The sequence below is a fragment of the Xanthomonas sp. NCPPB 2922 genome, assembly GCF_041520885.1.
Classification (GTDB): Bacteria; Pseudomonadota; Gammaproteobacteria; order Xanthomonadales; family Xanthomonadaceae; genus Xanthomonas; species Xanthomonas campestris.
Window position 1 is genome coordinate 1 of sequence record NZ_JBGOFY010000016.1, and the last position, 24795, is coordinate 24795.

At 65.7% G+C, this 24795-nt stretch carries 21 protein-coding genes and 1 other RNA gene; 12 read left to right on the top strand and 10 right to left on the bottom strand.

What is annotated here, in order from left to right:
- Positions 1–97: 97 nt before the first annotated feature.
- The 9 genes from ACD584_RS16315 to ACD584_RS16355 all read left to right on the top strand — a co-directional run bounded on the left by ACD584_RS16315 (position 98) and on the right by ACD584_RS16355 (position 10414).
- Positions 98–1465 carry an aspartate aminotransferase family protein gene (locus tag ACD584_RS16315; RefSeq protein ID WP_175611432.1) on the top strand — a complete coding sequence of 456 codons (1368 nt, stop codon included), beginning with the start codon at positions 98–100 and terminating at the stop codon, positions 1463–1465.
- Between the two features lie 217 nt (positions 1466–1682).
- On the top strand, positions 1683–2798 hold the full coding sequence (locus tag ACD584_RS16320; protein ID WP_076035592.1) for a polyamine ABC transporter substrate-binding protein: 1116 nt from the start codon (positions 1683–1685) through the stop codon (positions 2796–2798).
- Positions 2799–3000: 202 nt separating this feature from the next.
- Positions 3001–4200 (top strand): HlyD family secretion protein, encoded by a 1200-nt coding sequence (locus ACD584_RS16325; RefSeq protein WP_014508021.1) that lies wholly within the window; start codon positions 3001–3003, stop codon positions 4198–4200.
- Complete coding sequence (locus ACD584_RS16330) at positions 4197–5783, top strand: MDR family MFS transporter (protein ID WP_070691136.1); 1587 nt, start codon at positions 4197–4199, stop codon at positions 5781–5783. Before ACD584_RS16325 ends, ACD584_RS16330 begins: the two co-directional genes overlap by 4 nt.
- Positions 5784–5787: 4 nt before the next feature.
- Positions 5788–7281, top strand: coding sequence for an efflux transporter outer membrane subunit (locus ACD584_RS16335; RefSeq protein WP_175611779.1), 1494 nt, complete (start codon positions 5788–5790; stop codon positions 7279–7281).
- Positions 7282–7383: 102 nt separating this feature from the next.
- On the top strand, positions 7384–8514 hold the full coding sequence (locus ACD584_RS16340; RefSeq protein ID WP_175611433.1) for an ABC transporter ATP-binding protein: 1131 nt from the start codon (positions 7384–7386) through the stop codon (positions 8512–8514).
- 76 nt (positions 8515–8590) lie between these two features.
- Positions 8591–8666, top strand: a non-coding RNA gene (locus tag ACD584_RS16345) — sX9 sRNA.
- Entirely contained in the window at positions 8658–9569 is a 912-nt protein-coding gene (locus ACD584_RS16350; RefSeq protein WP_043921803.1) for an ABC transporter permease subunit, read from the top strand. Before ACD584_RS16345 ends, ACD584_RS16350 begins: the two co-directional genes overlap by 9 nt.
- Positions 9566–10414, top strand: coding sequence for an ABC transporter permease subunit (locus tag ACD584_RS16355; protein WP_012438108.1), 849 nt, complete (start codon positions 9566–9568; stop codon positions 10412–10414). The genes ACD584_RS16350 and ACD584_RS16355 overlap by 4 nt, the downstream gene beginning before the upstream one ends.
- A gap of 154 nt (positions 10415–10568) precedes the next feature.
- Here ACD584_RS16355 and ACD584_RS16360 read toward each other — a convergent pair whose 3' ends face one another.
- Positions 10569–11159, bottom strand: a complete 591-nt coding sequence (locus ACD584_RS16360) for a hypothetical protein (protein ID WP_228438064.1) — start codon at positions 11157–11159, stop codon at positions 10569–10571.
- Positions 11160–11242: 83 nt separating this feature from the next.
- Between ACD584_RS16360 and ACD584_RS16365 the strand changes: the two genes are divergently transcribed.
- Positions 11243–12607, top strand: coding sequence for an NAD-dependent succinate-semialdehyde dehydrogenase (locus tag ACD584_RS16365; protein WP_076035594.1), 1365 nt, complete (start codon positions 11243–11245; stop codon positions 12605–12607).
- Positions 12608–13260: 653 nt separating this feature from the next.
- Here the strand turns inward: ACD584_RS16365 and ACD584_RS16370 are convergent.
- The 9 genes from ACD584_RS16370 to ACD584_RS16410 all read right to left on the bottom strand — a co-directional run bounded on the left by ACD584_RS16370 (position 13261) and on the right by ACD584_RS16410 (position 22714).
- Entirely contained in the window at positions 13261–14259 is a 999-nt protein-coding gene (locus tag ACD584_RS16370; RefSeq protein ID WP_011037478.1) for a magnesium and cobalt transport protein CorA, read from the bottom strand.
- 14 nt (positions 14260–14273) lie between these two features.
- Positions 14274–15512, bottom strand: coding sequence for a DUF4105 domain-containing protein (locus ACD584_RS16375; RefSeq protein WP_076035595.1), 1239 nt, complete (start codon positions 15510–15512; stop codon positions 14274–14276).
- Complete coding sequence (locus ACD584_RS16380) at positions 15509–16387, bottom strand: HlyC/CorC family transporter (protein WP_011037476.1); 879 nt, start codon at positions 16385–16387, stop codon at positions 15509–15511. The genes ACD584_RS16375 and ACD584_RS16380 overlap by 4 nt, the downstream gene beginning before the upstream one ends.
- Before the next feature lie 329 nt (positions 16388–16716).
- Positions 16717–17235, bottom strand: coding sequence for a hypothetical protein (locus ACD584_RS16385; RefSeq protein ID WP_076035596.1), 519 nt, complete (start codon positions 17233–17235; stop codon positions 16717–16719).
- Positions 17235–17720 carry an rRNA maturation RNase YbeY gene (gene ybeY, locus ACD584_RS16390; RefSeq protein ID WP_076035597.1) on the bottom strand — a complete coding sequence of 162 codons (486 nt, stop codon included), beginning with the start codon at positions 17718–17720 and terminating at the stop codon, positions 17235–17237. The genes ACD584_RS16385 and ybeY overlap by 1 nt, the downstream gene beginning before the upstream one ends.
- A 55-nt stretch (positions 17721–17775) precedes the next feature.
- Entirely contained in the window at positions 17776–18648 is an 873-nt protein-coding gene (locus tag ACD584_RS16395) for a hypothetical protein (RefSeq protein ID WP_116923769.1), read from the bottom strand.
- 265 nt (positions 18649–18913) lie between these two features.
- Positions 18914–19900 (bottom strand): PhoH family protein, encoded by a 987-nt coding sequence (locus tag ACD584_RS16400; protein ID WP_011037472.1) that lies wholly within the window; start codon positions 19898–19900, stop codon positions 18914–18916.
- Between the two features lie 675 nt (positions 19901–20575).
- On the bottom strand, positions 20576–22033 hold the full coding sequence (miaB, locus tag ACD584_RS16405) for a tRNA (N6-isopentenyl adenosine(37)-C2)-methylthiotransferase MiaB (protein WP_070691160.1): 1458 nt from the start codon (positions 22031–22033) through the stop codon (positions 20576–20578).
- Between the two features lie 66 nt (positions 22034–22099).
- Positions 22100–22714, bottom strand: coding sequence for a glutathione S-transferase family protein (locus ACD584_RS16410; RefSeq protein ID WP_070691163.1), 615 nt, complete (start codon positions 22712–22714; stop codon positions 22100–22102).
- Between the two features lie 84 nt (positions 22715–22798).
- Between ACD584_RS16410 and ACD584_RS16415 the strand changes: the two genes are divergently transcribed.
- Together ACD584_RS16415 and ACD584_RS16420 are read left to right on the top strand one after the other, a co-directional pair.
- Positions 22799–23818, top strand: coding sequence for a YafY family protein (locus tag ACD584_RS16415; RefSeq protein ID WP_076035598.1), 1020 nt, complete (start codon positions 22799–22801; stop codon positions 23816–23818).
- Positions 23815–24783, top strand: a complete 969-nt coding sequence (locus tag ACD584_RS16420; protein WP_076035599.1) for a lytic transglycosylase domain-containing protein — start codon at positions 23815–23817, stop codon at positions 24781–24783. Before ACD584_RS16415 ends, ACD584_RS16420 begins: the two co-directional genes overlap by 4 nt.
- The last annotated feature ends 12 nt before the right edge of the window (positions 24784–24795 follow it).

Sequence of the window (24795 nt, forward strand, 5' to 3'; positions counted from 1 at the left end):
GGTAGTTCTTACGTCGCCATGCATGCCTGTGCGCTCCATCCACGGCATGGCAACAGTGCGCGGGTATGCTCGTTGTTTCTCATGTTCGGGGCGGGTCGTGGATCCTTTTGTGCTCAGGTCCCTGCAACAGCTCGATGCTGCGCATCATCTGCATCCGTTCAATGACAACGCGGCACTGGCCTCCAAGGGCACGCGCATCCTGACGCGGGGCGAGGGGGTGTATGTGTGGGATGCGGACGGCAACAAGTTGCTGGATGCGTTTGCCGGGTTGTGGTGCGTCAACGTGGGCTATGGGCGGGCCGAGCTTGCGCAGGCGGCGGCGCGGCAGATGGAGCAGTTGGCGTACTACAACAGCTTCTTTCAATGCACCACCGAGCCCACCGTGCACCTGGCTGCCAAATTGGCGGAGCTGGCGCCGGGCGATTTGAATCATGCGTTCTTTGCCAATTCCGGCTCGGAGGCCAACGACACCATCCTGCGGCTGGTGCGGCATTTCTGGGCGGTGCAGGGGCAGCCGCAGAAGCACATCTTCATCGGCCGCCACGATGGCTACCACGGCACCACCATGGGCGGGGCCAGTCTCGGCGGGATGCGCGGGATGCATCGGCAAGGTGGGTTGCCGATTCCGGGGATCGAGCACATCGCGCCACCCAATCATTTCGGCGAGGGTGGCGAGATGGACCCGGACGACTACGGTCTGCTCGCTGCGCGCCGGTTGGAAGAGAAGATACTGCAGTTGGGGCCCGACACCGTGGCGGCCTTTATCGGTGAGCCGATCATGGGCGCGATCGGGGTCTACATCCCACCGCGCAGCTACTGGCCGGAAATCGAACGCATCTGCCGGCGCTACGACGTACTGCTGGTGGCCGACGAGGTGATCTGCGGGTTCGGCCGCACCGGTGCCTGGTTCGGTGCGGAGTATTTCGGTTTCCAGCCCGATGTGATGACCCTGGCCAAGGGCATCACCTCCGGCTACATCCCGCTGGCTGCGGCGATGTTCAACGACCGCGTGGCCGGTGTGCTCAAGCGTCAGGGCGGTGAACTGGCGCACGGCGGTACCTATGCCGGGCATCCGGTATGCGCTGCGGTGGCGCTGGAAAACCTGCGGCTACTGCAGGACGAGGGCATCGTGGACACCGCACGCACGCAGATTGCGCCGTACCTGGCGCAGCGCTGGGCCGAACTGGGCGAGCACCGTCTGGTGGGCGAGGCGCGCATCGCCGGGCTGGTCGGTGCGCTGGAGCTGGTGCCCGACAAGCGCCGCCGTGGTGTGTACTTCCCGGAGCGCGGCCGCGTAGGCGCGCTGTGCCGCGACTTTGCCCTGCGGCGCGGGCTGATCCTGCGGGCCACTTACGATGCGATGCTGCTGTCGCCGCCGTTGATCATCACCTGCGAACAGGTCGATGAGTTGTTCGATAAAACCTGGGCCGCGCTGGACGACACCGCGCAAGCGCTGGGCAAGTAAGCGCGGCGGCAGGCCTCGCGCCGCCGAGCTGCGCAGCCACGGCGCAGCGAGCGCCACCGCCGCAGTGAGCTTTGCCGTCTCCGAACGCTGCCGCGCATCGCAGCCGTCCACCGCCGCCCAGAGGCCGCACGCTGTGCAAACCCGGACGCGGTGGGTAGGCTGGGCGCAGACCGGCCGCGATGCCGGGCCGCCCCACCGCGCTGCCCTGGAGACCCACATGACGCTGCGACTGCTCGCCCTGACCCTGTCCATCACCCTGTTGTCCGGCTGTGGCGGCGGTGGCGCCCCGGGCAAGGCCGATGCACAGGCCAAGGTGCTTAACGTCTACAACTACTCCGACTACATCGCCGAAGACACCATCCCCGCGTTCGAAAAGAGCACCGGCATCAAGGTCACCTACGACGTATTCGACAGCGACGAAATGGTGGAAACCAAGTTGCTCGCCGGTGGCAGCGACTACGACGTGGTGGTGCCCACGCTCAACTTCTTTGGCCGCCAGATCCAGGCCGGCGTGTTCCTGCCGCTGGATAAAAGCAAGATTCCGAACCTGGCCAATCTCGACCCGGACATCATGCGTCGCATCGCCGCGCAGGACCCCGGCAACACCTATGGCGTGCCGTACATGATCGGCACCACCGGCATCGGCTACAACGTCGACAAGCTCAAGGCAGCGTTTGGCAGCACCGAGATCGCCAACAGCTGGGACCTGATCTTCAAGCCGGAGAACCTGTCCAAGCTCAAGGACTGCGGGGTCACCATCCTCGATACGCCCTCGGACATGATTCCGATCGCGCTGAACTACCTGGGCCTGGATCCGCACAGCACCGCGCCGGCCGAGATCGAAAAAGCCGCCGCGCTGATCAAGACCATCCGCCCCTACGTGCAGAACTTCCACTCCAGCCAGTACGTGACTTCGCTGGCCAATGGCAACACCTGTCTGGCGGTGGGCTGGTCGGGCGACATCATCCAGGCCCGCGACCGCGCGGCCGAAGCCGGCAACACCGTCAAGGTGGCGTATTCCATCCCGAAGGAAGGCGCGCCGCAGTGGTTCGACATGCTGGCCATCCCCAAGGATGCCAAGCACCCGGAAAACGCCTACGCCTTCATCAACTATCTGCTGACGCCCAAGGTGGCGGCCGCCAACAGCAATTTCATCCACTACGCCAACCCGGTCAGCGCCGCCACGCCGCTGTTGGATGCGGCCATTCGCAACGACCCCACCATCTACCCGCCGCCGGAGGTGACCGCCCGGATGTTCACCTACGCGATCAATCCGCCCGAGGTGGACCGCCTGTACACGCGGCTGTGGACCGAGATCAAGACGGGTCGCTGACGCGGGCTCTCTCACATGCCCTGTGCGGCCCGTGCGAGGGCAGGACTAGCAAAGTGCCAAAGAGTCACAGCGGCGGCTGACCGGGTCATCACGCAATCTGTACTGGGCGGTTCAAATAATTGTATGGTTGCGCCGCCTCGCCGGGCCCGCTGATGCGGGCATGCCAGCGCGCGCGCCCAGCCCACGACACAGGACGCCCCCTTTGAGCAACCACGATCAGCAGTCCACCGATGGCCAGTCCACAGCAGCGGACGGGCAGGGCAATGCGTCCCGCGACGACGACGCCAAGAAGCCCTCGCCGCTGAAGAATCCCAAGGTGAAGTGGACGCTGATCATCGTCGGCGTGCTGGTGGTGCTGCTGCTGGTGATCTGGCTGGCCTACTACCTGATCAAGGGCCGCTACATGCAGGACACCAACAACGCCTACCTGCAGGCGGACTCGGTGGCGGTGGCCCCGCGCGTCAGCGGCTATGTCACTCAGGTGATGGTGGGCGACAACCAGATTGTCGACGCCGGCCAGCCCCTGCTGCAGATCGACGACCGCACCTACCAGGCCACGCTGCAACAGGCCGAAGCCGCGATCGCCGCGCGCGAAGCCGACATCGCCGCCGCCACCGCCAATGTGGCCGCGCAGGAATCGTCGCTGGTGCAGGCGCGCACCCAGGTGGCCTCGGCCGCGGCAAGCCTGCGCTTTGCCCAGGCCGAGGTGAAGCGCTTCGCGCCGCTGGCCGCCTCCGGCGCCGACACCCACGAACACCAGGAAAGCCTGCAGCACGATCTGGAGCGCGCCCGCGCCCAGTACGAGGCCGCACAGGCGCAGGCCAAGGGGGCGCAGAGCCAGATCCAGGCCAGCAGCGCCCAGCTCGAGCAGGCCAAGGCCGGGGTGAAGCAGGCCACCGCCGATGCCGACCAGGCGCGCGTGGCGGTGGAAGACACCCGCCTGACCAGCCGTATCCACGGCCGGGTGGGCGACAAGACCGTGCAGGTGGGGCAGTTCCTGGCCGCCGGCACCCGCACCATGACCATCGTGCCGCAGCAGTCGCTGTACCTGGTGGCCAACTTCAAGGAAACCCAGGTCGGCCTGATGCGCCCCGGCCAGCCGGCCGAGATCGAGGTCGACGCGCTGTCGGGCGTGAAGCTGCACGGCAAGGTCGAAAGCCTGTCGCCCGGCACCGGCTCGCAGTTCGCGCTGTTGCCGCCGGAGAACGCCACCGGCAACTTCACCAAGGTGGTGCAGCGCGTGCCGGTGCGCATCCGCGTGCTGGCCGGTGAGGAAGCGCGCAAGGTGCTGGTGCCGGGCATGTCGGTAGAGGTCACCGTGGATACGCGCTCGGCCAAGGACGCCAAGCAGCGCGCCGAGGAGGAATCGGACCGCGTGCAGGCGCAGGAGCGCGCGCGATGAATGCCGCAGCGGCCACCGGCGAGCGTGCCGGCGGCAGCGCCGGACGCGAGAAAGCCGAACCGGGCGCGTGGCTGGCGGTACTGGCCGGCACCATCGGCTCGTTCATGGCGACGCTGGACATCTCCATCGTCAACGCCGCGCTGCCCACCATCCAGGGCGAAGTAGGCGCCAGCGGCACCGAGGGCACCTGGATCTCCACCGCCTACCTGGTGGCGGAAATCATCATGATCCCGCTCACCGGCTGGTTCGTGCGCACGCTGGGGCTACGCAACTTCCTGCTGATCTGCGCGGTGATGTTCACGGCCTTCTCGGTGGTCTGCGGGCTGTCCACCTCGCTGACCATGATGATCATCGGCCGCGTGGGCCAGGGCCTGGCCGGCGGTGCGTTGATCCCTACCGCGCTGACCATTGTCGCCACGCGCTTGCCGCCCAGCCAGCAGACCATGGGCACCGCCTTGTTCGGCATGACCGTGATCATGGGCCCGGTGATCGGCCCGCTGCTCGGTGGCTGGCTCACCGAAAACGTCAGCTGGCACTACGCGTTTTTCATCAACGTGCCGATCTGCGTGGGCCTGGTGGCGCTGTTGCTGCTCGGGCTCAAGCACGAAAAAGGCAACTGGGCCGGCCTGCTGGATGCGGACTGGCTGGGCATCTACGGGCTCACCGCCGGCCTGGGTGGGCTCACCGTGGTGCTGGAAGAAGGCCAGCGCGAGCGCTGGTTCGAATCCAGCGAAATCAACACGCTCAGCGTATTCGCGCTGAGTGGATTTTTGGCGCTGGTGATCTCGCAGTTTCGTCAGCGTGCACCGGTGATCCGGTTGTCGCTGCTGCTGCATCGCAGCTTCGGCGCGGTGTTCATCATGATCATGGCGGTAGGCATGATCCTGTTCGGGGTCATGTACATGATCCCGCAGTTCCTCTCGGTGATTTCCGGCTACAACACCGAACAGGCCGGCTATGTGTTGCTGCTCTCCGGCCTGCCCACGGTGCTATTGATGCCGATGATGCCCAAGCTGCTGGAGGTGGTGGACGTGCGCATCCTGGTGATCGCCGGGCTGCTGTGTTTTGCCGCGGCATGCTTTGTCAACCTGTCGCTGACCGCCGACACCGTGGGCATGCATTTTGTCGCCGGGCAGTTGTTGCAGGGCTGCGGCCTGGCGCTGGCGATGATGTCGCTCAACCAGGCGGCCATTTCCTCGGTGCCGCCCGAGCTGGCCGGCGATGCGTCCGGCCTGTTCAACGCCGGCCGCAACCTGGGCGGCTCGGTGGGACTGGCGCTGATCTCCACCTTCCAGGAGCGGCGCATGACCTTCCACACCGAGACCATCGGCAGCGCCGTCACTGCAAACGCCAGCCGCGCGCAGGATTTCCTGGCCGGGTTGAACGCGCAGATGCAGGGCAGCGCCGGTGGCGAGGCGGCGATTCGCGCGATTGCCCAACTTGCGCGCCTGGTGCAACAGCAGGCGCTGGTGATGACCTATAGCGACCTGTTCTGGATCTTTGGCGTGATCGTGGTCTGCACGATTCCGCTGGCCTTTTTGCTCAAGCCGTTACCCAAGGGGACGCACCTTGCAATGCACTGATTCCCTGCGCCTGGCGCGCATGCCGCTGGCGGCAGCGCTGGCCTCCCTGCTGCTGGGCGGCTGCATGCTCGGCCCCAACTACACCAAGCCGCCCGCGGTGGCCGAAAGCGCCGTGCAGGCGCCCACGCTGCATCGCGCCAGTGCGGCCGACGTGGTCGCCGCCGCACCACTGAATCACTGGTGGGAAGACCTGCACGATGCGCAGCTGACCCAGCTCGTGACCCAGGCCCTGGCCGACAGCCCCAACCTGCGCGCGGCGCAGGCGCGTCTGCGCGCCAATCGGGCGCTGGCCAACCAGCGCCGCGCCGAGCGGCTGCCCAAGCTCAACGCCAGTGCGCTGTACGCCTACGCCGAACCGCCGCAGACCATCGTCGACACGTTGGGCGGTCTGCAGGAGGGGCAGCCCGGTCAGCCATCGGCGCCCGACAACCGGGCGCTGGATCTGGACAAGACCCAGATCTACAGCGCCGGTTTCGATGCCAGCTGGGAGCTCGATTTCTTTGGCCGCCGCCGTCGCGCCGCCGAAGGCGCGCTGGCCCAGGCGCAGGCCTCCGAAGCCGAACTGGCCGACGCGCAGGTGCAGCTCGCCGCTGAAGTGGGGCAGGTGTATCTCAACTACCGCGGGCTGCAGGCGCGCCTGGCGATTGCCGACAGCAACCTGGACAAGATCCGGCAGTCGCTGACGCTGGTGCAGCAGCGCCGCGGCCAGGGTGCCGCCTCGGACCTGCAGGTCGAGCAGATCGCCACCCAGGTGCAGCAGCAGCAGGCCCAGCGCCTGCCGCTGCAGATGCAGCAACAGGAAGCGCTGGACCAGCTGGCGTTGATGGTCGGCCGCGAGCCGGGCGCGCTGGATGCGCAGCTCGCCGCGCCGCAACCGCTGCCGATGCTGCCCACCCAGGTGCGCGTGGACGATGCCGGTGCGTTGATCCGTCGGCGCCCGGACGTGCGCAAGGCCGAGCGCGAGCTGGCCGCGTCCAGTGCGCAGATCGGCGAGGCGTTGAATGGCTACTTCCCGCAGGTCAGCCTGCTTGGCGGCCTGAGCTGGGTGGCCGGCTCGCCCAGCGATTTCAATTCCCATGCGCTGACCAAGCTGGCAGTGCCGATGCTGCGCTGGTCGATCTTCGACTTCGGCCGCACCCGCGCGCAGGTCGAACAGGCGCGCGCCGGCAATGCCGGGCGCGAGGCCGCCTATGAAGGCGCGGTGCTGGCGGCGCTGCAGGACGCCAATACCGCACTGTCGCGGTTTGGCTCGGCACGCCAGCAGTTGGTGGTGGCGCGTCAGGCCGAGGCCTCGGCCACGCGCTCTGCCGGGCTCATGCAGCAACGCCGCGATGCCGGTGCCACCTCCAGCATCGACCTGCTCGATGTGCAGCGCCAGCAGTTGTCCGCGCAGGACGCCGCCGCGCAGGCGCAGGTGCAATTGCTGGTGTATTACGTGGCGCTGCAGAAGAGCCTGGGTCTGGGCTGGAGCGAGCCGCCGCAGGCCGCCGTCCGCTAACGCCACGCGTGTCGGCGCGCACTGCAGCGCCGGCACGCTTTTGCCATGATGCGTGCACGGCGCTACGGTGGCGCCGGCACGTTGTTGTCACCGAGGGGATGCATGGCCCTTTCCGAAGCCGTCTTGCTTGCACCTGCCGCCGCCGATGCGGGGTATCTGTCGATCCGCGAGGTCCGCAAGGAGTTCGACGGCTTCGTGGCGGTGGACGATGTCAGCCTGCAGATCCGCAAGGGCGAGATCTTCGCGCTGCTGGGTGGCTCGGGCAGCGGCAAATCCACCTTGCTGCGCTGTCTTGCCGGCTTCGAGCGGCCCACCAAGGGCAGCATCGTGCTCGATGGCCAGCCGATCGACGCATTGCCGCCGTACGAGCGGCCGATCAACATGATGTTCCAGTCGTATGCATTGTTCCCGCATATGACGGTGGAGCAGAACATCGCCTTCGGGCTCAAGCAGGAAGGCCTGCCCAAGGCGGCGGTGGCCCGGCGGGTGGGCGAGATGCTCGAGCTGGTGCAACTTGCGCGCCTGGCCAAGCGCAAACCGCATCAGCTGTCCGGTGGGCAGCAGCAGCGCGTTGCGCTGGCGCGCTCGTTGGCCAAGCGGCCCAAGCTGCTGCTGCTGGACGAGCCGATGGGCGCGCTGGACAAGAAGCTGCGTTCGCAGATGCAGCTGGAACTGGTCAACATCATCGAAACCTCCGGCGTCACCTGCGTGATGGTCACCCACGACCAGGAAGAAGCTATGACCATGGCCACCCGCATCGCACTGATGGACCACGGCTGGATCCAGCAGGTGGGCACGCCGGATGAAATCTACGAGCAGCCGGCCAACCGCTTCGCAGCCGAATTCATCGGCTCGGTCAATCTGATCGAGGCGGTCATCGCCGAAGACGCGCCGGATTCGGTCAGCCTCACCAGCGCGGCATTCGCCGCGCCGATTCGCATCGGCCACGGCATCACCGGGTTCGAAGGGCAGGCTGTGGCATTTGCAGTACGCCCGGAAAAACTCGGCATCGGCAAGCAGGAGCCGGCGCAGGCCTGCAACAAGGCGCAGGGCGTGATCGAAGACATTGCCTATTTCGGCAGCCACTCGGTCTACCACGTGCGCCTGCCCAGCGGCATCAAGCTGATGGCACATTTCGCCAACCGGCAACGCTGGGCCAGCGAAGCGCTGACCTGGGGCGATGCGGTGTGGGTCGGGTGGGGCGAGGACGACGGCGTGGTCCTCACCGCATGAGGCAGCGCCTGCCAAGAGTGGCCAGCAAAACTACTGCGCAGCCACTAGGGGGGCGCGGCCGGTGCTCGGAATCCTCATGTACCACACGTACACTGCGGTTCCTCCGCGCCGTCCGCGCCCCCCTGGCGACTGCTCGCTACGTTTTGCTAACCACTCTTAGTCGTGGTCTGCCGGGTGCGCGTTGGGGCGTGATCGCTGCACCGTATCTGTGGTTGCTAGTGTTCTTCGCGATCCCGTTCCTGATCGTGCTGAAGATTTCGTTTGCCGAACGCGCAACCGCAATGCCGCCGTACACGCCGCTGTTTGCGTATGCGGCCGATGGCGCGGTGAGCCTCAAACTGCATCTGGGCAACTACCTGGCCCTGCTGCGCGACAGCCAGTACGTGGCCGCTTACCTGAGTTCGATCAAGATCGCTGCGATTTCCACCGCACTGGCGCTATTGATCGGCTACCCGATGGCATACGTGATCGCGCGCCTGCCTCTGGCCACCCGCAACGTGGCGATGATGCTGGTGGTGTTGCCGTCTTGGACCTCGCTCTTGATCCGTGTATACGCATGGATCGGCATTCTCGATGGCAACGGCCTGCTCAATCAGGCTCTGCTGGCGCTGGGTGTGATCGAGCAGCCGCTGCAGTTGCTGTACACGCCGATCGCCGCCTACATCGGCATCGTCTATTGCTATCTGCCCTTCATGGTGCTGCCGCTGTACGCCAACCTGGTCAAGCACGATTCGCGGCTGCTGGAGGCGGCTTACGACCTGGGCGCGCGGCCGTGGCAGGCATTCGTGCGCATCACCTTGCCGCTGTCGCGCAATGGCATCGTCGCCGGCTGCATGCTGGTAATGATTCCGGCGGTGGGCGAGTTCGTGATCCCCGAAATGCTGGGCGGGCCCGATACGCTGATGATCGGCCGCGTGCTATGGGGCGAATTCTTCAATAACCGCGACTGGCCGGTGGCCGCCGCGGTGGCGACGGTGATGCTGGTGCTGCTGCTGGTGCCGATCGTGATCTTCCATCGTTACCAGCAGCGCGAGCTGGAAGGGCGGCTGACATGATGCGCGCCGCGCGCGGTGGGCGTGTGCTGGGCGGCAGTGTGCTCGCGCTGGGGTTCGGTTTTTTGTATCTGCCGATCCTGTTGCTGATGGTGTATTCGTTCAACGCCTCGCGCCTGGCCACGGTGTGGGGCGGTTTTTCCACCCGCTGGTATGGCGAGTTGCTGCGTGACCGCCAATTACTGGACGCGGCCTGGGTGAGCCTGGAAGTGGCGTTCTGGACCGCATGCGCGTCCACCGTGCTCGGCACCATGGCGGCCATGGCGATGGTGCGCATGCGGCGGTTTCCCGGCAAAACGCTCTTCGGTGCGCTGATCACCGCACCGCTGGTGATGCCGGAGGTGATCATTGGTCTGTCGATCCTGTTGCTGCTGGTCTCGATGGGCGGTGTGCTCGGCATCGCGCCGCGCGGCGCGGTCGCCATCTGGGTGGCGCATGTCACCTTCACCGTCTCATTCGTGACCGTGGTGATTTCCTCGCGGCTGCAGGAACTGGACCGCTCGCTGGAAGAAGCCGCCATGGATCTGGGCGCCACGCCACTGAAGGTGTTCTTCCTGATCACCTTGCCGATCATCGCGCCAGCACTTGCGTCGGGCTGGCTGTTGGCATTCACGCTCTCGCTGGACGATGTGGTCATTGCCAGTTTCCTGGCGGGCCCAAGCTCCACCACGCTGCCGATCAAGGTGTTTTCGTCGGTACGCCTGGGCATCAGCCCCAAGATCAATGCGCTGGCCACGGTGATGGTGCTGGCGGTGTCGGTGGCGGCGGTGATCGGGTGGTGGTTGCTGGCGCGCAGTGAAAAACGCCGCCTGCGTGATGCGCAACTTGCGCTGCAGTCTGCTCCCTGAGGGCGCGCCGGCGCTGAGGTGCCAATGACCGCAGCGACCTACCGACAGATAGATGCAAACGCTAGAGCCACCGGTGTGTGCGAATGCTGCAAGTCGATTACGACCCCGTAGTGCGCAGTCCGGCCGATAAGCGCAACAAGTCGATCGGCGGTGCTTACCTGGCCGAAGGCGTGTATCCGCTGTCCCAGGGCTGTGGCTTGGTCAGGTAGCACTGATACTCGGCCCTGATGTCGTAGCCGCGTTGCTCCACGCTGGATTGTTCGTCGTTGCGGTCCTTGCGGTTGTCCTTGCCGTCGTTCTTGGACTTTCGCTTATCGGGAAAGATCGGGACCATGTTCGGCGACGACCGCGCGGTGATGAGTTGCCGGATGGCAGTGTCCGAGCACGCTTGCAGCGCTTCTTGCTCGCAGGGTTGCGCGGGGTCGGGCTGTAGGCTGGTGCAGCTCACAGTGACAAACCCGGCTGGGCCGGGCCGCGGGTCACGCAGAAGGTCCTGGAGGGCTGCACATCCAGCAAGACACGCACTGGTGCCAAGTACAACCAGAACAATGAGATTCCGGCGCATCGTGGTGGTCTTCCATGGGTGGATCAATCTGCCATTGCGGAATGCTAGAGCATTTTGCGCGGTTGCACCGGCGAACAGGGCAGGGCTGCTTTCGTTACCTTGTCTGGGTGCATCATCCCGGCTGCCATTGATCAGCCAGCTGTGCGGTGGAGGTGCGTCACTGCGCGGTGCGGTAAACACAGCGTTGCAGCGATTTGCAGCGGTTGTGACGCGGCTGCAACTTCCCGGCGACTAGCATGGCCGCCTTGTAACAGGAGACCATCATGTCCTACGACACCGTCAACCCGGCCAATGGCCAGGTCGAACATACCCAGCACACGCTGGACGCCGCGGCCATCGAGGCGCGTCTGGCTGCTTCTGCCAGGGCGTTTCCGGCGTGGGCAGCCCTGCCCTTGGCCGAGCGCGGCGCCTTGCTGCGGCGGGTGGGCGAGGAGCTGACCAAGCGGCGCGAGGACCTGCAGCGCATCATGACCGCCGAGATGGGCAAGCTGCGTCGCGAAGCTCTGGCCGAGATCGATAAATGCGCACAGGGCTGCGCCTATTACGCCGAGCATGCGGCCGAGTACCTGGCGCCACGCGCCATTCCAACCGAGGCGCAGTCCAGCTATGTGCGCTATGAACCGCTGGGCTGCGTGTTTGCGGTGATGCCGTGGAATTTCCCGCTGTGGCAGGCGTTTCGCTTTCTCGCGCCGGGCCTGATGGCCGGCAATGTCGCGCTGCTCAAACACGCCAGCAACGTGCCGCGTTGCGCCGATGCGATGAAGGAAGTGCTAGACGCTGCCGGCATTCCGCCGGGTGTGTTCGACGTGCTGCATATCGACAACGACCAGGCCGCCGAGGTGTTGCGCGACGACCGCATTGCGGCAGTCACGCTCACCGGCAGCGAACGTGCCGGCCGCTCGCTGGCCGCTAATGCAGGCGATCAGCTGAAGAAGTGCGTGATGGAACTGGGCGGCAGCGATGCCTTCGTGGTGCTCGACGATGCGGATCTGGAGCGCACCGTGCAGTCGGCAGTGCAGTCGCGCTTCGACAACAGCGGGCAGACCTGCATTGCCGCAAAGCGCTTCATCGTGGTGGATGCCATTGCCGACCAGTTCGTGGAGCGCTTCGTTGCTGCCGCCGCGCAGCGTGTGCTCGGCGACCCGCAGCAGGACGCCACCACACTTGCGCCGATGGCACGTGCGGACCTGCGCGATGAACTGCACAAGCAGGTGCAGGAAAGCGTGTCCAAGGGTGCCAAGGTGTTGCTTGGCGGCGAGCCGGTGGCGGGGTCGCATGCGGGTTACCCGGCTACCATTCTCGACCAGGTCGGCCCAGGCATGCCGGCCTACGAGCAGGAATTGTTCGGGCCGGTCGCGGCGGTGATTCGCGTCGCCGATGAGGCCGAAGCGGTGCGCGTGGCCAACGACACCACCTTCGGTTTGGGCGGCAGCGTGTGGACCGCCGATGCCAAGCGGGGTGAGCGTGTTGCGCAGCAGTTGCAGTGCGGTGCTGCGTTCGTGAATTCGGTGGTGAAGAGCGATGTGCGGTTGCCGTTCGGTGGGATCAAACGTTCGGGTTTCGGGCGGGAATTGGCCGAGCACGGGATCCATGAGTTCATGAATATCAAAACGATTTATGTGGCTTGAGGGTGGGGATTTGGGAGTCGGGATTCGGGATTTGCAAGGGCAGCGGTTCTTTTCCCGTTGGGACAAGGTATGCAGAGAGTAGGTGAGGCTGCGTTGCTCTTGCAGTGCTGGTGGTCTAGCTGATTCATTCGCTGATTTGTAGGCAACGTCGCTTTGGCCTCTAGCGAATCCCCAATCCCGAATCCCGGGTTGCCGCTCTTCTTGGGGCGGAGGCTTCAGGCAAAAGCAAAGGCTTCCGCGCCTGTGGCGCAGGTGACTTTTGTCTTGGCAAAAATCACCAAAACCGTGCTCGCCCGACGCGATCCGGTGCGATGAAGCCGCACCGGTGCCCTGTGCTCCTCGCCACGCGCGGCACGGCGCCCAAACTCGCTGCGCTCAGACAAGGGCGCCTCTTCGGCCACGCGTGACTGCGGTGCTCGGCTCGCTTTAGGGCGAAGGAAACTAAAGGCGAACAACGAAAGCGAAGACTCAAGCCAAGAGCAACGGCGAATAGCTCAACGCAAGTGACGTCCATGAACGATGGCCAAGAACAACAACCGGGAACGATGCTCCTCAGCAATGCCACGGGCAGTCGCAAGTGAAAAGCTCAGCGACCGCCGCTCTACCAATTCCCCATTCCCAACTCCCCATTCCGCCACCGCAACACGGTGGCCCTACAGCCAGCGCGCGCGCTTGAACAGGCGATACAGGACGAGACAGGAGGCAACGATGCCGCCGACCAGCAGCGGGTAGGCGTAGGGTTTGTCGAGTTCGGGCATGTGGGTGAAGTTCATGCCGTACCAGCTGGTGATCAGGGTAGGGGCGGCCAGCAGGGCGGCCCAGGCGCCGAGGCGTTTGACGGTTTCGCCCTGCGCCAGGGTCACCATGGAGAGGTTGACGCTCAGCGCGGTGCCCAGCATTTCGCGCAAGGTGTCGATGGCGTCGTTGATGCGCACAGCATGATCCAGCACATCGCGCAGGTAGACGCCGACTTCGCCGTGAATCAGCGAGCCGGGATTGCGCTTGAGGTGCGAGAGCACGTCCTGCAGCGGGGCCACCACCAGCCGCATCTTGTTGAGTTCGCGCTTGAGTTCGTACAGGCGCACCACGGTTTCGCGTTTGTAGTTCTCCGCGAAGATGTCTTTTTCCAGGCCTTCCAGGGTGTCGCGGAACTCGTCCATGATCGGCAGGTAGTTGTCCACCACGAAGTCCAGCACGCCATACAGGCAAAACGCCGAGCCCATGCGCAGCATCGCCGGCTCGCGTTCCACGCGGTGGCGCACCGGCGTGTAGGAGAGCGAGGCGCCGTGGCGCACGGTGAGCAAAAAACGTGCGCCGAGGAAGGCATGCGTTTCGCCGTAGCGGATGCGTTCGTTGACCAGCTGCGCGGTGTTGACCACCACGAACAACGAATTGCCATAGCTCTCGGCCTTGGGCCGCTGATGCGCCTTGAGCGCATCCTCGATCGCCAGGTCATGCAGGCCGAACTCTTCCTGCAGTTTGCGCAGCACCGATTCCTGCGGCTCGTACAGACCAACCCAGACGAAGCCGTCCGGGCGCTGTAACTCGTCGCTGATCTGTTCCAGGCTGATGTCGTGGCGCGCGCCGTGGCCGTCGTAATAGGCGCAGGTGATGACGCAGGACGGGTTTTCCGGGTGGCGACGGTTGTTCATGGCCGCATCGTGGATCAGCGCGCACGCACCGGCAAGGCGCGCGGACGCAGCGCGATGGCCAGTGCGGCGTGAATCGGCAGCAGCAGCAACACCCACTGCAGGTTGTACTGCGCCTGGAACGACAGCCAGTGAATCACCAGCGCCAGCAGCGCGCACGCAGCGACCACCCAGCACAGCACATCGAACCAGCGCCCCGGCCGGCGGCCGCGCAGCAGCGCAATGCCGCCCACGCAGAGCAACACGCATAGCGGATTGACCAGCAGCAGATTACGGTTGGCCCATGCAGACTGGTGCGCGGTGAAGCCCCACAGATACACCAGCAGGCCGCCGCCGATGGCGCACAACAGCCAGAACGGCAGCGCCACGCCGGCAAGCAAACGCTGCCTGCGGCGCACTGCCAACACGCCCGCGGCGACCAGCACGCCGGTCAGCAGCCAAGGCCACCAGTGCCGTTGCTGTTCGGCCGGCTCCGGTGCAATGCGATGCGGCAACAGCACCTGGGTGGATTGCACCAGCGGACGTCCGGCGCTGTTGTGCACCTGGGTCAGGCTGTCGGCCAGGCGCATCGGCACGAAGGCTTCTTCCCAACGCGACAGCGGGCGGTCTGCGTACGGCCCCAGGCCCAGGTCGAAGCCGAGCCACATCCATGGGGCAGGGGAGGCCAGGCGCACCGCTTCGCTGCGGAAGGTGTTGCCGCGCGAGCGGCCGGCCAATTGCGACTTGAGCGCGCCGCCCATGGCACGATCCAGGGTGTCCCGGACCATCGTGGCGCAGTTGGCAACGAAATAATCGTAGTGGTAGCGCGCGTTTTCCGGCCGGCTGCGCACCGCCAGACCATCGGCCAGGGCCTGCGCCTGTTCCGGCGGCAGATCCAGCCACTGGATGCTCACGCCGCGGCCGCCGTCGCGGTATTGCGCCAGGTCTTCTTCCAGCGGCAGCGCCACCAGGTAATACATCATCTCGCCGCGCGCAAAACGCGGCACGAAGTCGGGCTCACCGGGATCGAAGAAACCGAAGTTGTACGAGGTCACCTGCTGAGTGGCCGGGTCGACCACCACGATGGCGTCATGGCCGAAGCGCTCGAAGAACACTTCGCCCGGCTGCATGGTGGCCACGCCGATGCGCGGCGCCTGCGCCATGGCGCTCTGCAGGCTCAGCAGGGCGAGCAGCACGAGTGCACTGCAGCCTGCCCACCAGGCGGCGGCGCGGCGTGCCGGCCCGCGCACGGCGGTGCTGCGCTGGCGCAGCTTCAAGCGTCGTCCTGCGGGTCGGGCGGCAGGATGGTGACGTGGAAGGCGTGCACGCGACGCGCGTCGGCCTTGGCCACGCGGAACGCAAACCGGCCCAGGGTCAGCTCCTCGCCGGTTTCCGGCAGATGCCCGATCGCATCGGTGACCAGGCCGCCTACGGTGTCGTATTCGTCATCGGGGAAATCGGCGCCGAAGCGCTCGTTGAAATCCTCGATCGGCGTCAGCGCATCCACCACGTAGCGGCCGTCGGCCTGGATGGCGATCAGCGAATTCTCTTCTTCGGCATCGTCGTGTTCGTCGTCGATCTCGCCGACGATCTGCTCCAGCACGTCTTCGATGGTGACCAGCCCGGCCACGCCGCCGTACTCGTCCACCACGATCGCCATGTGGTTACGCGAGAGGCGGAATTCCTTGAGCAGCACGTTGAGCTTTTTCGACTCGGGGATCAGCACGGCCGGGCGCAGAAGTTCGCGCACGTTGCCCGGGCCGTTGTCGGCCACCACGCCGCGCAGCAGGTCCTTCGCCAGCAGGATGCCGAGCACTTCGTCCTTGTTTTCGCCGTGCACGGGGAAGCGCGAGTGGCCGGATTCGACCACCTGCTTCATCAGGTCGAGGAAGCGCGCTTCCACCGGCAGCGACACCATTTGCGAGCGCGAGATCATCACGTCGCCCACGGTGAGCTCGGACACGGAGATCGCGCCTTCCATCATGCGCAAGGTGTCTGCGGCGATGAGGCCGTCTTGTTCGGCGGTGCGCAGCAGGGCGACCAGTTCGTCGCGGGTATGCGGTTCGCCAGAGAAGGCCGCGCTCAAGCGCTCGAGCCAGCTACGGCGTTTTTCCGGGGATTCTGAGGTTTGGCTACTGTCGTCTTCGGACATCTTGACGGGGAACGGCACCCGGCGAACCAGGCGATAGTGCCAAGTCTAGCAGGAAGCCGTGCGTGGTCTGTGGCTGGGGGCTGTGGCTGACCTGGCGCGCAGGGCAGGGTGTGGGTCGGCGCGGCGGTGGGGCCAGCATCCAGGTCGCTGTGACGCAGCGCTGCCCTGCGTCCGTCAGGCCATCTACGTCGGGCCGTGTCGGGACCATCCCGTCCCGATAGCACCAGATCGGCGCGGCTCAGCACCGGAGCGCGGAGCTGATTCCAAGTCGAGGCAGACCAGACGCGCGACGCAGCCCGCATGGTCGGGCGAGCGGGGCCGCGCAGCGCTCAGGGCAAGTCGAGGCTGTAACCGCAGCCCACCACGGTCTTGCCGGGGTGCGATTTCACATTCGACACGCTGAGCACGATCGATTCGATCATCGCCTCGCCGGTCTTCAGGTTGGTGGTGTCTTCGCTGACCACCTCGCGCCCGTACATCACCTTGTAGGCGTTATCCACACCCAGCTCCAGGTCCAGCTGCTTGGCCAGCGGGCGCGGGTCGGGCAGGTCGAGCAGCGCCATGACGCTGGCACCGGAAAACGCAATATGGTTGGTGCTGTGGCCGAAGACGGTGATCGGCGTATTGAGCGTGTACTCGGTCATGAACAGGTTGGACTGCGCCTGCGGTGCCCATCCCAGCGCCACCGCCTTGAGCGGGTCGGCCAGGATCGGTGCCAACGCGGAGAAGTCGCCGATGCGCTGGCGGCACTCGATCAGCGCCGGCAGATCCGGGCGCACCGGCGCGGTCTGCGCCCAGGCCGGGCAGGCAGCTGCCACCAGCAGGCCGACCATCACCCACCGCCGCATCAGCGCTCTCCCTCGTACGGGTCGTCGATGCCGAGTTCGGCCAGGATCTCGCGCTCCAGCTGTTCCATCGCGTCGGCTTCCTTGTCGTCCTCGTGGTCCCAGCCCAGCAGGTGCAAGGTGCCGTGCACGGTGAGGTGCGCGTAGTGCGCGCTCAGTGACTTGCCTTGCTCGGCGGCCTCGCGGGCCACCACCGGCGCACAGATCACCAGATCGCCAAGCAGCGGCATCTTGACGCCCTTGGGCAGGCCCTGAGGCATCTCCGCCGGGAAGCTGAGCACGTTGGTGGCGTAATCCTTGCCGCGGTAGTGGTGGTTGAGCGAGCAGCCTTCCTTCTCGTCGACCACGCGTACCGCCAGATCGGCTTCGCGGATCCGCCCCTTCAGCGCGGCCGCCACCCACTTGCGAAAACTCACCGACGACGGTAGCCCGGTGCGCGGCAGCGCATAGCTGACTCCGACATCGAGGCGGACCGGACCTTTGGTCATGGGGACACCAATCATTCTTATCAGACAGGAGCAACAGTATCGCGCGTGTGTTGTTTTACTGCGACTTCCAGTCGCCCGCGTCATACGCGATTTCGACCACATCGGCCGTTCTCGCTGCATCGTCGATCCCTGCCTCCTTGAGCGTGCGATAGCAGTTGAAGCCCAGATGGGTCTTGATCTCGCGCGCCATTGCCACGGCCTGCTCCTCAGGTGTGGCGTCAGCGTCGACGCGAATGCTCGCCTTGGCGCAGCCGCCGATGCTGGTGACCTGAATTGCTGGAACCAGTGTCAGTGCAGCTTGGTCCGCCAACGCCTCGAAAGCGTCCTGAGCCACAGCGTCCTCGTCCGCAGACACACGCACCTTGAAGTAATAGAGCTGCTTATAAAACAGATAGCCGTTGGAACGCATCGGCTTGCCGGTCGAGGACAGTTGCGTCCTGAGGCGCAGCTTTTCCCCGACAACCCGCTGGGCATCCGCGATGGCCGCGATGACCCTGGCATCGGTGCCATTGGCGGGCGCGGCGGCAGGCGCATCATTGGTCGGCAGCACAAGCGTGCTCTGGTCCAGCTCGTCCAGACGCGAATAGTTGCCCTGCGTCATTGCCGACGCGAGGTCTTTGCGAAATGCCGCCATGCCCTCTGCAATGGCTTGCGCCTGATCGCGCTGCCCGAGTGGGTAGACGAATACATCGATCGATAGGTCCGGTTGGCCTGACATCGCGTAATGGAAAGCGGCGCCGGCGGCCTTGGCATCCGGGTTGTAGGCCCTGCGGGCCAGAGAGAACGGGCCTACCGTCCTGGGTGCGATCAGATAGCTGGTTTCGATGTAGGCGCGCGGTGACGTTGGAGCCTCTTTGGGCTTGGCCAACAGCGTAGCGGGCACCGCACTCAGCAAATAGACGCAAAGCAGCAAGCAGTCACGGAACATGGGCACTTCCTGTGCGAAACGTCCTGCTAGTTTACGGCCAATGGGCTGCTGGCCAACACGTGCAGGTCAGCGGCACATCCGTGCTGCCGGGCTCAGATAACGCACTAAGCCTTGTCCGGTGCAGGCACCCGACCTACGGGGCAACGCTGGCACTGCGAAGCGATGAGGTCGCATGGTCATGGTTGCGCAGATGCCCGCGCCACGCCGACATTGCGACGCACCACCTGGGCGCAGGACACCTGGCGGTGCCTGCATCGGCGTGATTTCAGGCCGCGGGTTCGGCCGGCGTGTGGGCGAGATCGTGCTTTTCGTACGCCGTGACGATGCGTTGTACCAGCGGGTGGCGCACGACGTCGCGGGCTTCGAAGAAGGTGAAGCTCACCCCGTCCACCTCGCGCAGCACGTCGATGGCATCGCGCAGGCCGGACTTGACGTGCTTGGGCAGGTCGATCTGGGTGAGATCGCCGGTGACCACCGCGGTGGAACCGAAGCCCAGGCGGGTCAGGAACATCTTCATCTGTTCGATGGTGGTGTTCTGCGCCTCGTCCAGGATCACGTACGCGTCGTTGAGGGTGCGCCCACGCATGTAGGCCAGCGGAGCGATCTCGATGACGTTCTTTTCCAGTAGCTTGACTACCTTTTCCACGCCCAGCATTTCATACAGCGCGTCGTATAGCGGGCGCAGGTAGGGATCGACCTTCTGGCTGAGATCGCCCGGCAGAAAGCCCAGCTTCTCGCCAGCCTCCACCGCCGGGCGCACCAGGATCAGCCGCTGCACGCGCGACTCGTTCAGTGCTTCCACGGCGCTGGCCACGGCCAGGAAGGTCTTGCCGGTGCCGGCCGGGCCGATACCGAAATTGATGTCGTGGGTGGTGATCGCGTGCAGGTACTTGGCCTGGTTGGCACCGCGGCCACGCACGGTGCCGCGTTTGACCTTGATCGCCACGTCCTGTGGTTCGTATGCGCGCTGCGCCACCTGCTCGACATTGGCATCGTTGAGCCGCAGATGGATGGCGTGGTTGTCGAACGTGGTGGAGGCGGCTTCGTCATATAGCGCGGTCAGCAGATGCTGCGCGGCATCGACGGCCGGCTCCGGGCCGGTGACGCGGAAGATGTTGCCGCGGTTGGCGATCTCCACGCCAAGCTTGAGCTCGATCTGGCGCAGGTGCGCATCGAACGGGCCGGCCAGGTTGGCCAGACGCTCGGTGTCGGCCGGGTCGAGGGTGAAATCGCGGGACGCTGGTGAGTTCATGATTGGATCGGACACCGCAATGCGGCGTCGGTAGGACGGGAGCAAAAGGGTAGCGCGGGGGGCGTGATCCCACCAGCAAACCGGGCGGCGCAGCACCGCGTCGTGCATAGGTGCAGAGCGCAGCCAGGACTTTTCCACACCGGGTGTGGAGCGTCGTACCAGTAACCTGTGGATAGATTCGGTTTGCCTTACTGCCGCAAGGCTCGCACAGTATGTGGCGAAAAAATGACCAGCGGGTGGCAGGTTGTCCACACCGGATGTGGATGGTTTTCGCCAAAGCCTGTGGGTAAGTGGCGATGCGCTTACTGCGACAAGGCCTTGCAGTTGCATGGCGAAAAAATGACCAGGACGCGTGGCGCGTGTTTGAGCACGTCGCTGCGATGCTGCACTGGGGAGCGATGCATATGGACGTACATGTCAGCGCGATATCGCTGCGGTGCAGAACCGTGCCACGGCGCGCTAGTCAATGACGCATTGGCCATCCGACAAGAATCGTTTCGCGCTTGCGGGCATTACTTATGACCACCGCAGCGCGTGATGCTTGCGCCATGGCGCAGCACTGCGTCGCCTGCACCATGTCTCGCCACCGTCGTCGGCCTGCACCTGGGCGACCACCACACGCCAACTGCATCAGCGTGTGGGGTCTTCCGGAGGGCAAGAACGCGCGCTGCCCGCTCAGGCCGCGCTGTCGTCCAATTGGATGCGCCCGCGCAGCGAATTGCTCAGTGCTTCGGTGATCAGTACATCCACGAACTGACCCACCAGGCGCGGATTCCCCGGGAAATTCACCGGGCGCATGTTTTCGGTCTTGCCGGTGAGCTCATTGGCATCACGGCGCGACGGGCCTTCTACCAGCACGCGTTGCACGCTGCCGACCATGCGTTGCGAAATGCCGGCCGCGTGCGCGTTGATATGCGCCTGCAGACGTGCAAGGCGCGCCTGCTTCACCGCATCGGGGGTGTCGTCTTCCAGATCCGATGCCGGCGTACCGGGGCGACGCGAGTAGATAAAGGAGAAGCTCTGGTCGAAGCCCACGTCCTCGATCAACTTCATGGTCTTGTCGAAATCGGCGTCGGTCTCGCCCGGAAAGCCGACGATGAAGTCGGAGCTGATCGAGATGTCTGGCCGCACTGCGCGCAGCTTGCGGATCTTGGACTTAAATTCCAGTGCGGTGTAGCCGCGCTTCATCGCCGACAGGATGCGGTCGCTGCCGGCCTGCACCGGCAGATGCAGGTAATTGGCCAGCTGCGGCACATCGCGGTAGGCATCGACCAGCGAATCGGAAAACTCCAGCGGGTGCGAGGTGGTAAAGCGGATCCGGCCAATCCCGTCGATCTGCGCAATGGTACGGATCAGCAACCCCAGATCGGCGTACTGCGCCGGCTCGCCAGCATCGGCACCGTACGCACCGCGATACGCGTTGACGTTCTGGCCGAGCAGATTGATCTCGCGCACGCCTTGTGCAGCCAGCTGCGCCACTTCCACCAGCACGTCCTCGAACGGCCGGCTGACTTCTTCGCCACGTGTATATGGCACCACGCAGAACGAGCAGTACTTGGAACAACCTTCCATGATCGACACGAACGCCGACGGGCCATCGGCACGCGGTTCGGGCAGGCGGTCGAACTTCTCGATCTCCGGGAAGCTGATGTCCACCTGCGACTTGCCGGACTCACGGCGTGCACGGATCAACTCCGGCAGCCGGTGCAGGGTCTGCGGGCCGAACACCAGATCCACGTACGGCGCGCGCTTGACGATCGCTTCGCCTTCCTGCGACGCCACGCAGCCACCCACGCCGATGATCACCGGCTTGCCACCGGCCTTGAGCGCCTTCCAGCGGCCCAACTGGCTGAACACCTTTTCCTGCGCCTTTTCGCGAATGGAGCAGGTGTTGACCAGCACCACGTCCGCGTCTTCCGGGTTGTCGGTGAGCTCCAGTCCTTCGGACGCGGCAAGCACGTCGGCCATCTTGGCCGAGTCGTACTCGTTCATCTGGCACCCGTGGGTCTTGATGTACAGCTTGCCGCGCACCACGGCAGGCGCTTGCGGGCGGCCAACGGGCAGGGGCAGCAGGGCGGGCGCGTCCACGGCGGTGGCCGTGGTCGGCAGATCGGAAACGGATGTCCCGGGCATGGCGCTTATTCCAGGCGGGTAGAAGAGAGCCGCGCAGTTTACCCGCTGACGCCGCCCCGGTGGCGGTCAGGCGCCGGCATCCACGGCCGCGGCCCGCGCCACCGCTGGCCGCGCGGCCATGCGTGCGATGTAGGCCAGGGTCGGGGCAGGCGGGTCGATCATCTTGAAGCCGGTCATCCAGCCCAGCGCGCTGCCCCACAGCACGTCGGCGGCGGAACAACGTGCGCCGAGCAGATAGTCGCCCTTGGCCAGTTGGGCATCCACCACCGCCAGCACGGTGGGGAAGTCGGCCCATGGCGACAGCGAGCGTGGCGGTGCATCGCGCTTCATGGCCTTGTCGATCAGGGCCGGCTCGAAGGCCGAGCCGTAGAACGCCAGCCATCGCAGATAGGCGCCGCGGTCCGGGTCGCCCGGCGCAGGCGACAGCCCGGCGTCTGGGTACAGCTCGGCCAGGTATTGGTAGATCGCCGCCTGTTCGGTCACCACGCTGTCGCCATGCGTGATCGCGGGAATCTTGCCCATCGGATTGATCGCCAGGAACGCGGCATCGCGCTGGTCGCCGCGCTCCAGATCCAGCCGCTGCAGGCTGTAGTCGGCGCCCAGTTCCTCCAGCAGCACCAGGACTCCGCGCGAGCGCGATTGCGGATTGTGGAACAGGGTGATGTGGCGGTCGCTATGCATCGGAAGCTCCTGGCTGGAAGGAAGGCGAGACATGCAGCCTACCGAGCACTTGCGGACAGTTTCTGTCCGCAATACGGTGCCGGCATGGCCTCCACCGCAGCCCGCCTGCTTCGTCTGATCGCGCTCATGCAGAACGGGCGGGATTGGCCGGGCGCGGCTCTCGCCGAGCGCCTGGGGATTCACCCGCGCAGCGTGCGCCGCGATATCGAGCGGTTACGCGAGCTGGGTTACCCGATCCGCGCGGAATCCGGCATCGGCGGCGGCTACCGGCTGGGGCACGGCGCGGCGGCCTTGCCGCTGCTGTTCGAAGAAGACGAAGCGCTGACCGTGGCCATCGCGCTGCGCGCGGCCGCCCCGGCCATTGCTGGCCTGGACGACGCGGCCGCGCGCGTGCTGACCAAGCTCGATCCACTGCTGCCGCGCCGCCACCAGCAACGTGCCAGCACCGCGCATGCCGCCATGGCCAGCCTGCCCACCGCCGCGCCAGGCAGCCTGGTGGACGCGTCGATGCTGACCCTGCTGGCCGGGGCCTGCCGCGATCGCACCACCTTGCAGCTGGAGTACCGGCGCCATTCCGGCGAGCAGATCCGCCGCCGGGTCGAGCCAGCCCTGCTGGTGAACTACGGACGCCGCTGGTACCTGCTGGCCTGGGACTGCGAACGCCAGGATTGGCGCACCCTGCGCGCGGACCGCATCGATCAGGCCCAGCCCACCGGCATGCAGGCGCAAGCCCGCGCGCTGCCAGACGAGCCCTTGCAGCTGTTGCGCAAGGCGATCGGCGAGGCGCCGTTTCCGCATCGGGCCCGGGTGCGCCTGTGCGGCAGCCTGCAGGAACTGGCTGCCCGCGTGCCGCCCTGGCTGGGCGCGCTGGAGGCGGACGGCACCGACCACTGCTGGCTGGGCCTGGGCGCGCCCAGCCTGCCGGCATTGGCGGCCAACCTGTTGCTGCTCGAGGAGCCGTTCGAGGCGCTCGCGCCAGATCACCTGCGCGCTCCGTTGTGCGAGGCGCTGACGCAGCTGCGGACCCGGCTGGAGCACTTGCCGGCAAGCACCGGCGAGGACACTTGGCAAGTGCCGGGCAAGCTGGGACACTCCGCCGCATGAAGGGGATGTCAAGAACACTGGGGCTCTTGTTTGTCACGTTGGCGGCTGCGCCCGCCAGCGCCGGCACGCTGTACAAGTGCGTCAGCGCCGATGGCATTGCCAGTTACGTCAGCAAGCGCCAGAGCGGCGCCACCTGCAGCATCATCAGCCAGTACACCCCAGACCGCTCGGCCAGCCGGTCGTCCGCTCGCCTGGCCGCCAGCCCGGCGCGTGCTGTGCCCGACATCAACAGCGGTGCCCCGGCCACCATCATCAGCCCGCCGGTCAGCGCACGCCGCACGGCCGAGGTCGCCAGCGCGCCGCTGCCGGCGGGCCGCAGCATGCCAGTGTCTGAGAGCGCCATCGCGCCACTGCCGGCAGCGGCTGCAGTCAACCCGCGCCGGGTGGTCAGCGGCCAGGTGTATTCGTATATGAAGGACGGCGTGCGGCACTACACCAGTGCGCGCCCGCGCCAGGTGGCCAGCATCGAAGGCCTGCGCACCATCCATTACAGCTTCATCGAGACCTGCTACGCCTGTGGCGCCAAGCCGGGCGTCAACTTCGGGGCGATCCGGCTCAACACCAGTGCCTACCAGCAGGAGATCGCTGCCGCCGCGCGCGAGTTCGGGGTCGAGGAGTCGATCGTGCGGGCCATCATTCATGCCGAATCCGCGTATAACCCGCTGGCCTTGAGCCGCGCCGGCGCACAAGGACTGATGCAGCTGATGCCGGGCACCGCGCGCAGGTTCGGGGTCAGTGATGCCTACGATGCGGGACAGAACATCCGCGGCGGTGTGCAATACCTGTCGTGGCTTTTAAAGCGTTTCAACGGCGATCTCACCCTGGCCGCTGCGGGATACAACGCGGGTGAGGGTGCGGTGGATCGCTATGGTGGCGTGCCGCCCTACAGCGAGACCCAGCGCTACGTGCAACGCGTCGGCCTGTTGGCTGGCCGCTATCGCGGGCAGGCCTCCACCGCCAATTAGTGCGCCCCTGCG

Bases quoted from the DNA above. Each gene is read 5' to 3' on its own strand.
- ACD584_RS16320 (WP_076035592.1), top strand. From the start codon at position 1,683: ATGACGCTGCGACTGCTCGCCCTGACCCTGTCCATCACCCTGTTGTCC.
- ACD584_RS16330 (WP_070691136.1), top strand. From the start codon at position 4,197: ATGAATGCCGCAGCGGCCACCGGCGAGCGTGCCGGCGGCAGCGCCGGA.
- ACD584_RS16340 (WP_175611433.1), top strand. From the start codon at position 7,384: ATGGCCCTTTCCGAAGCCGTCTTGCTTGCACCTGCCGCCGCCGATGCG.
- ACD584_RS16355 (WP_012438108.1), top strand. From the start codon at position 9,566: ATGATGCGCGCCGCGCGCGGTGGGCGTGTGCTGGGCGGCAGTGTGCTC.
- ACD584_RS16365 (WP_076035594.1), top strand. From the start codon at position 11,243: ATGTCCTACGACACCGTCAACCCGGCCAATGGCCAGGTCGAACATACC.
- ACD584_RS16370 (WP_011037478.1), bottom strand. From the start codon at position 14,259: ATGAACAACCGTCGCCACCCGGAAAACCCGTCCTGCGTCATCACCTGC.
- ACD584_RS16380 (WP_011037476.1), bottom strand. From the start codon at position 16,387: ATGTCCGAAGACGACAGTAGCCAAACCTCAGAATCCCCGGAAAAACGC.
- ACD584_RS16385 (WP_076035596.1), bottom strand. From the start codon at position 17,235: ATGCGGCGGTGGGTGATGGTCGGCCTGCTGGTGGCAGCTGCCTGCCCG.
- ybeY (WP_076035597.1), bottom strand. From the start codon at position 17,720: ATGACCAAAGGTCCGGTCCGCCTCGATGTCGGAGTCAGCTATGCGCTG.
- ACD584_RS16395 (WP_116923769.1), bottom strand. From the start codon at position 18,648: ATGTTCCGTGACTGCTTGCTGCTTTGCGTCTATTTGCTGAGTGCGGTG.
- ACD584_RS16400 (WP_011037472.1), bottom strand. From the start codon at position 19,900: ATGAACTCACCAGCGTCCCGCGATTTCACCCTCGACCCGGCCGACACC.
- miaB (WP_070691160.1), bottom strand. From the start codon at position 22,033: ATGCCCGGGACATCCGTTTCCGATCTGCCGACCACGGCCACCGCCGTG.
- ACD584_RS16410 (WP_070691163.1), bottom strand. From the start codon at position 22,714: ATGCATAGCGACCGCCACATCACCCTGTTCCACAATCCGCAATCGCGC.
- ACD584_RS16415 (WP_076035598.1), top strand. From the start codon at position 22,799: ATGGCCTCCACCGCAGCCCGCCTGCTTCGTCTGATCGCGCTCATGCAG.
- ACD584_RS16420 (WP_076035599.1), top strand. From the start codon at position 23,815: ATGAAGGGGATGTCAAGAACACTGGGGCTCTTGTTTGTCACGTTGGCG.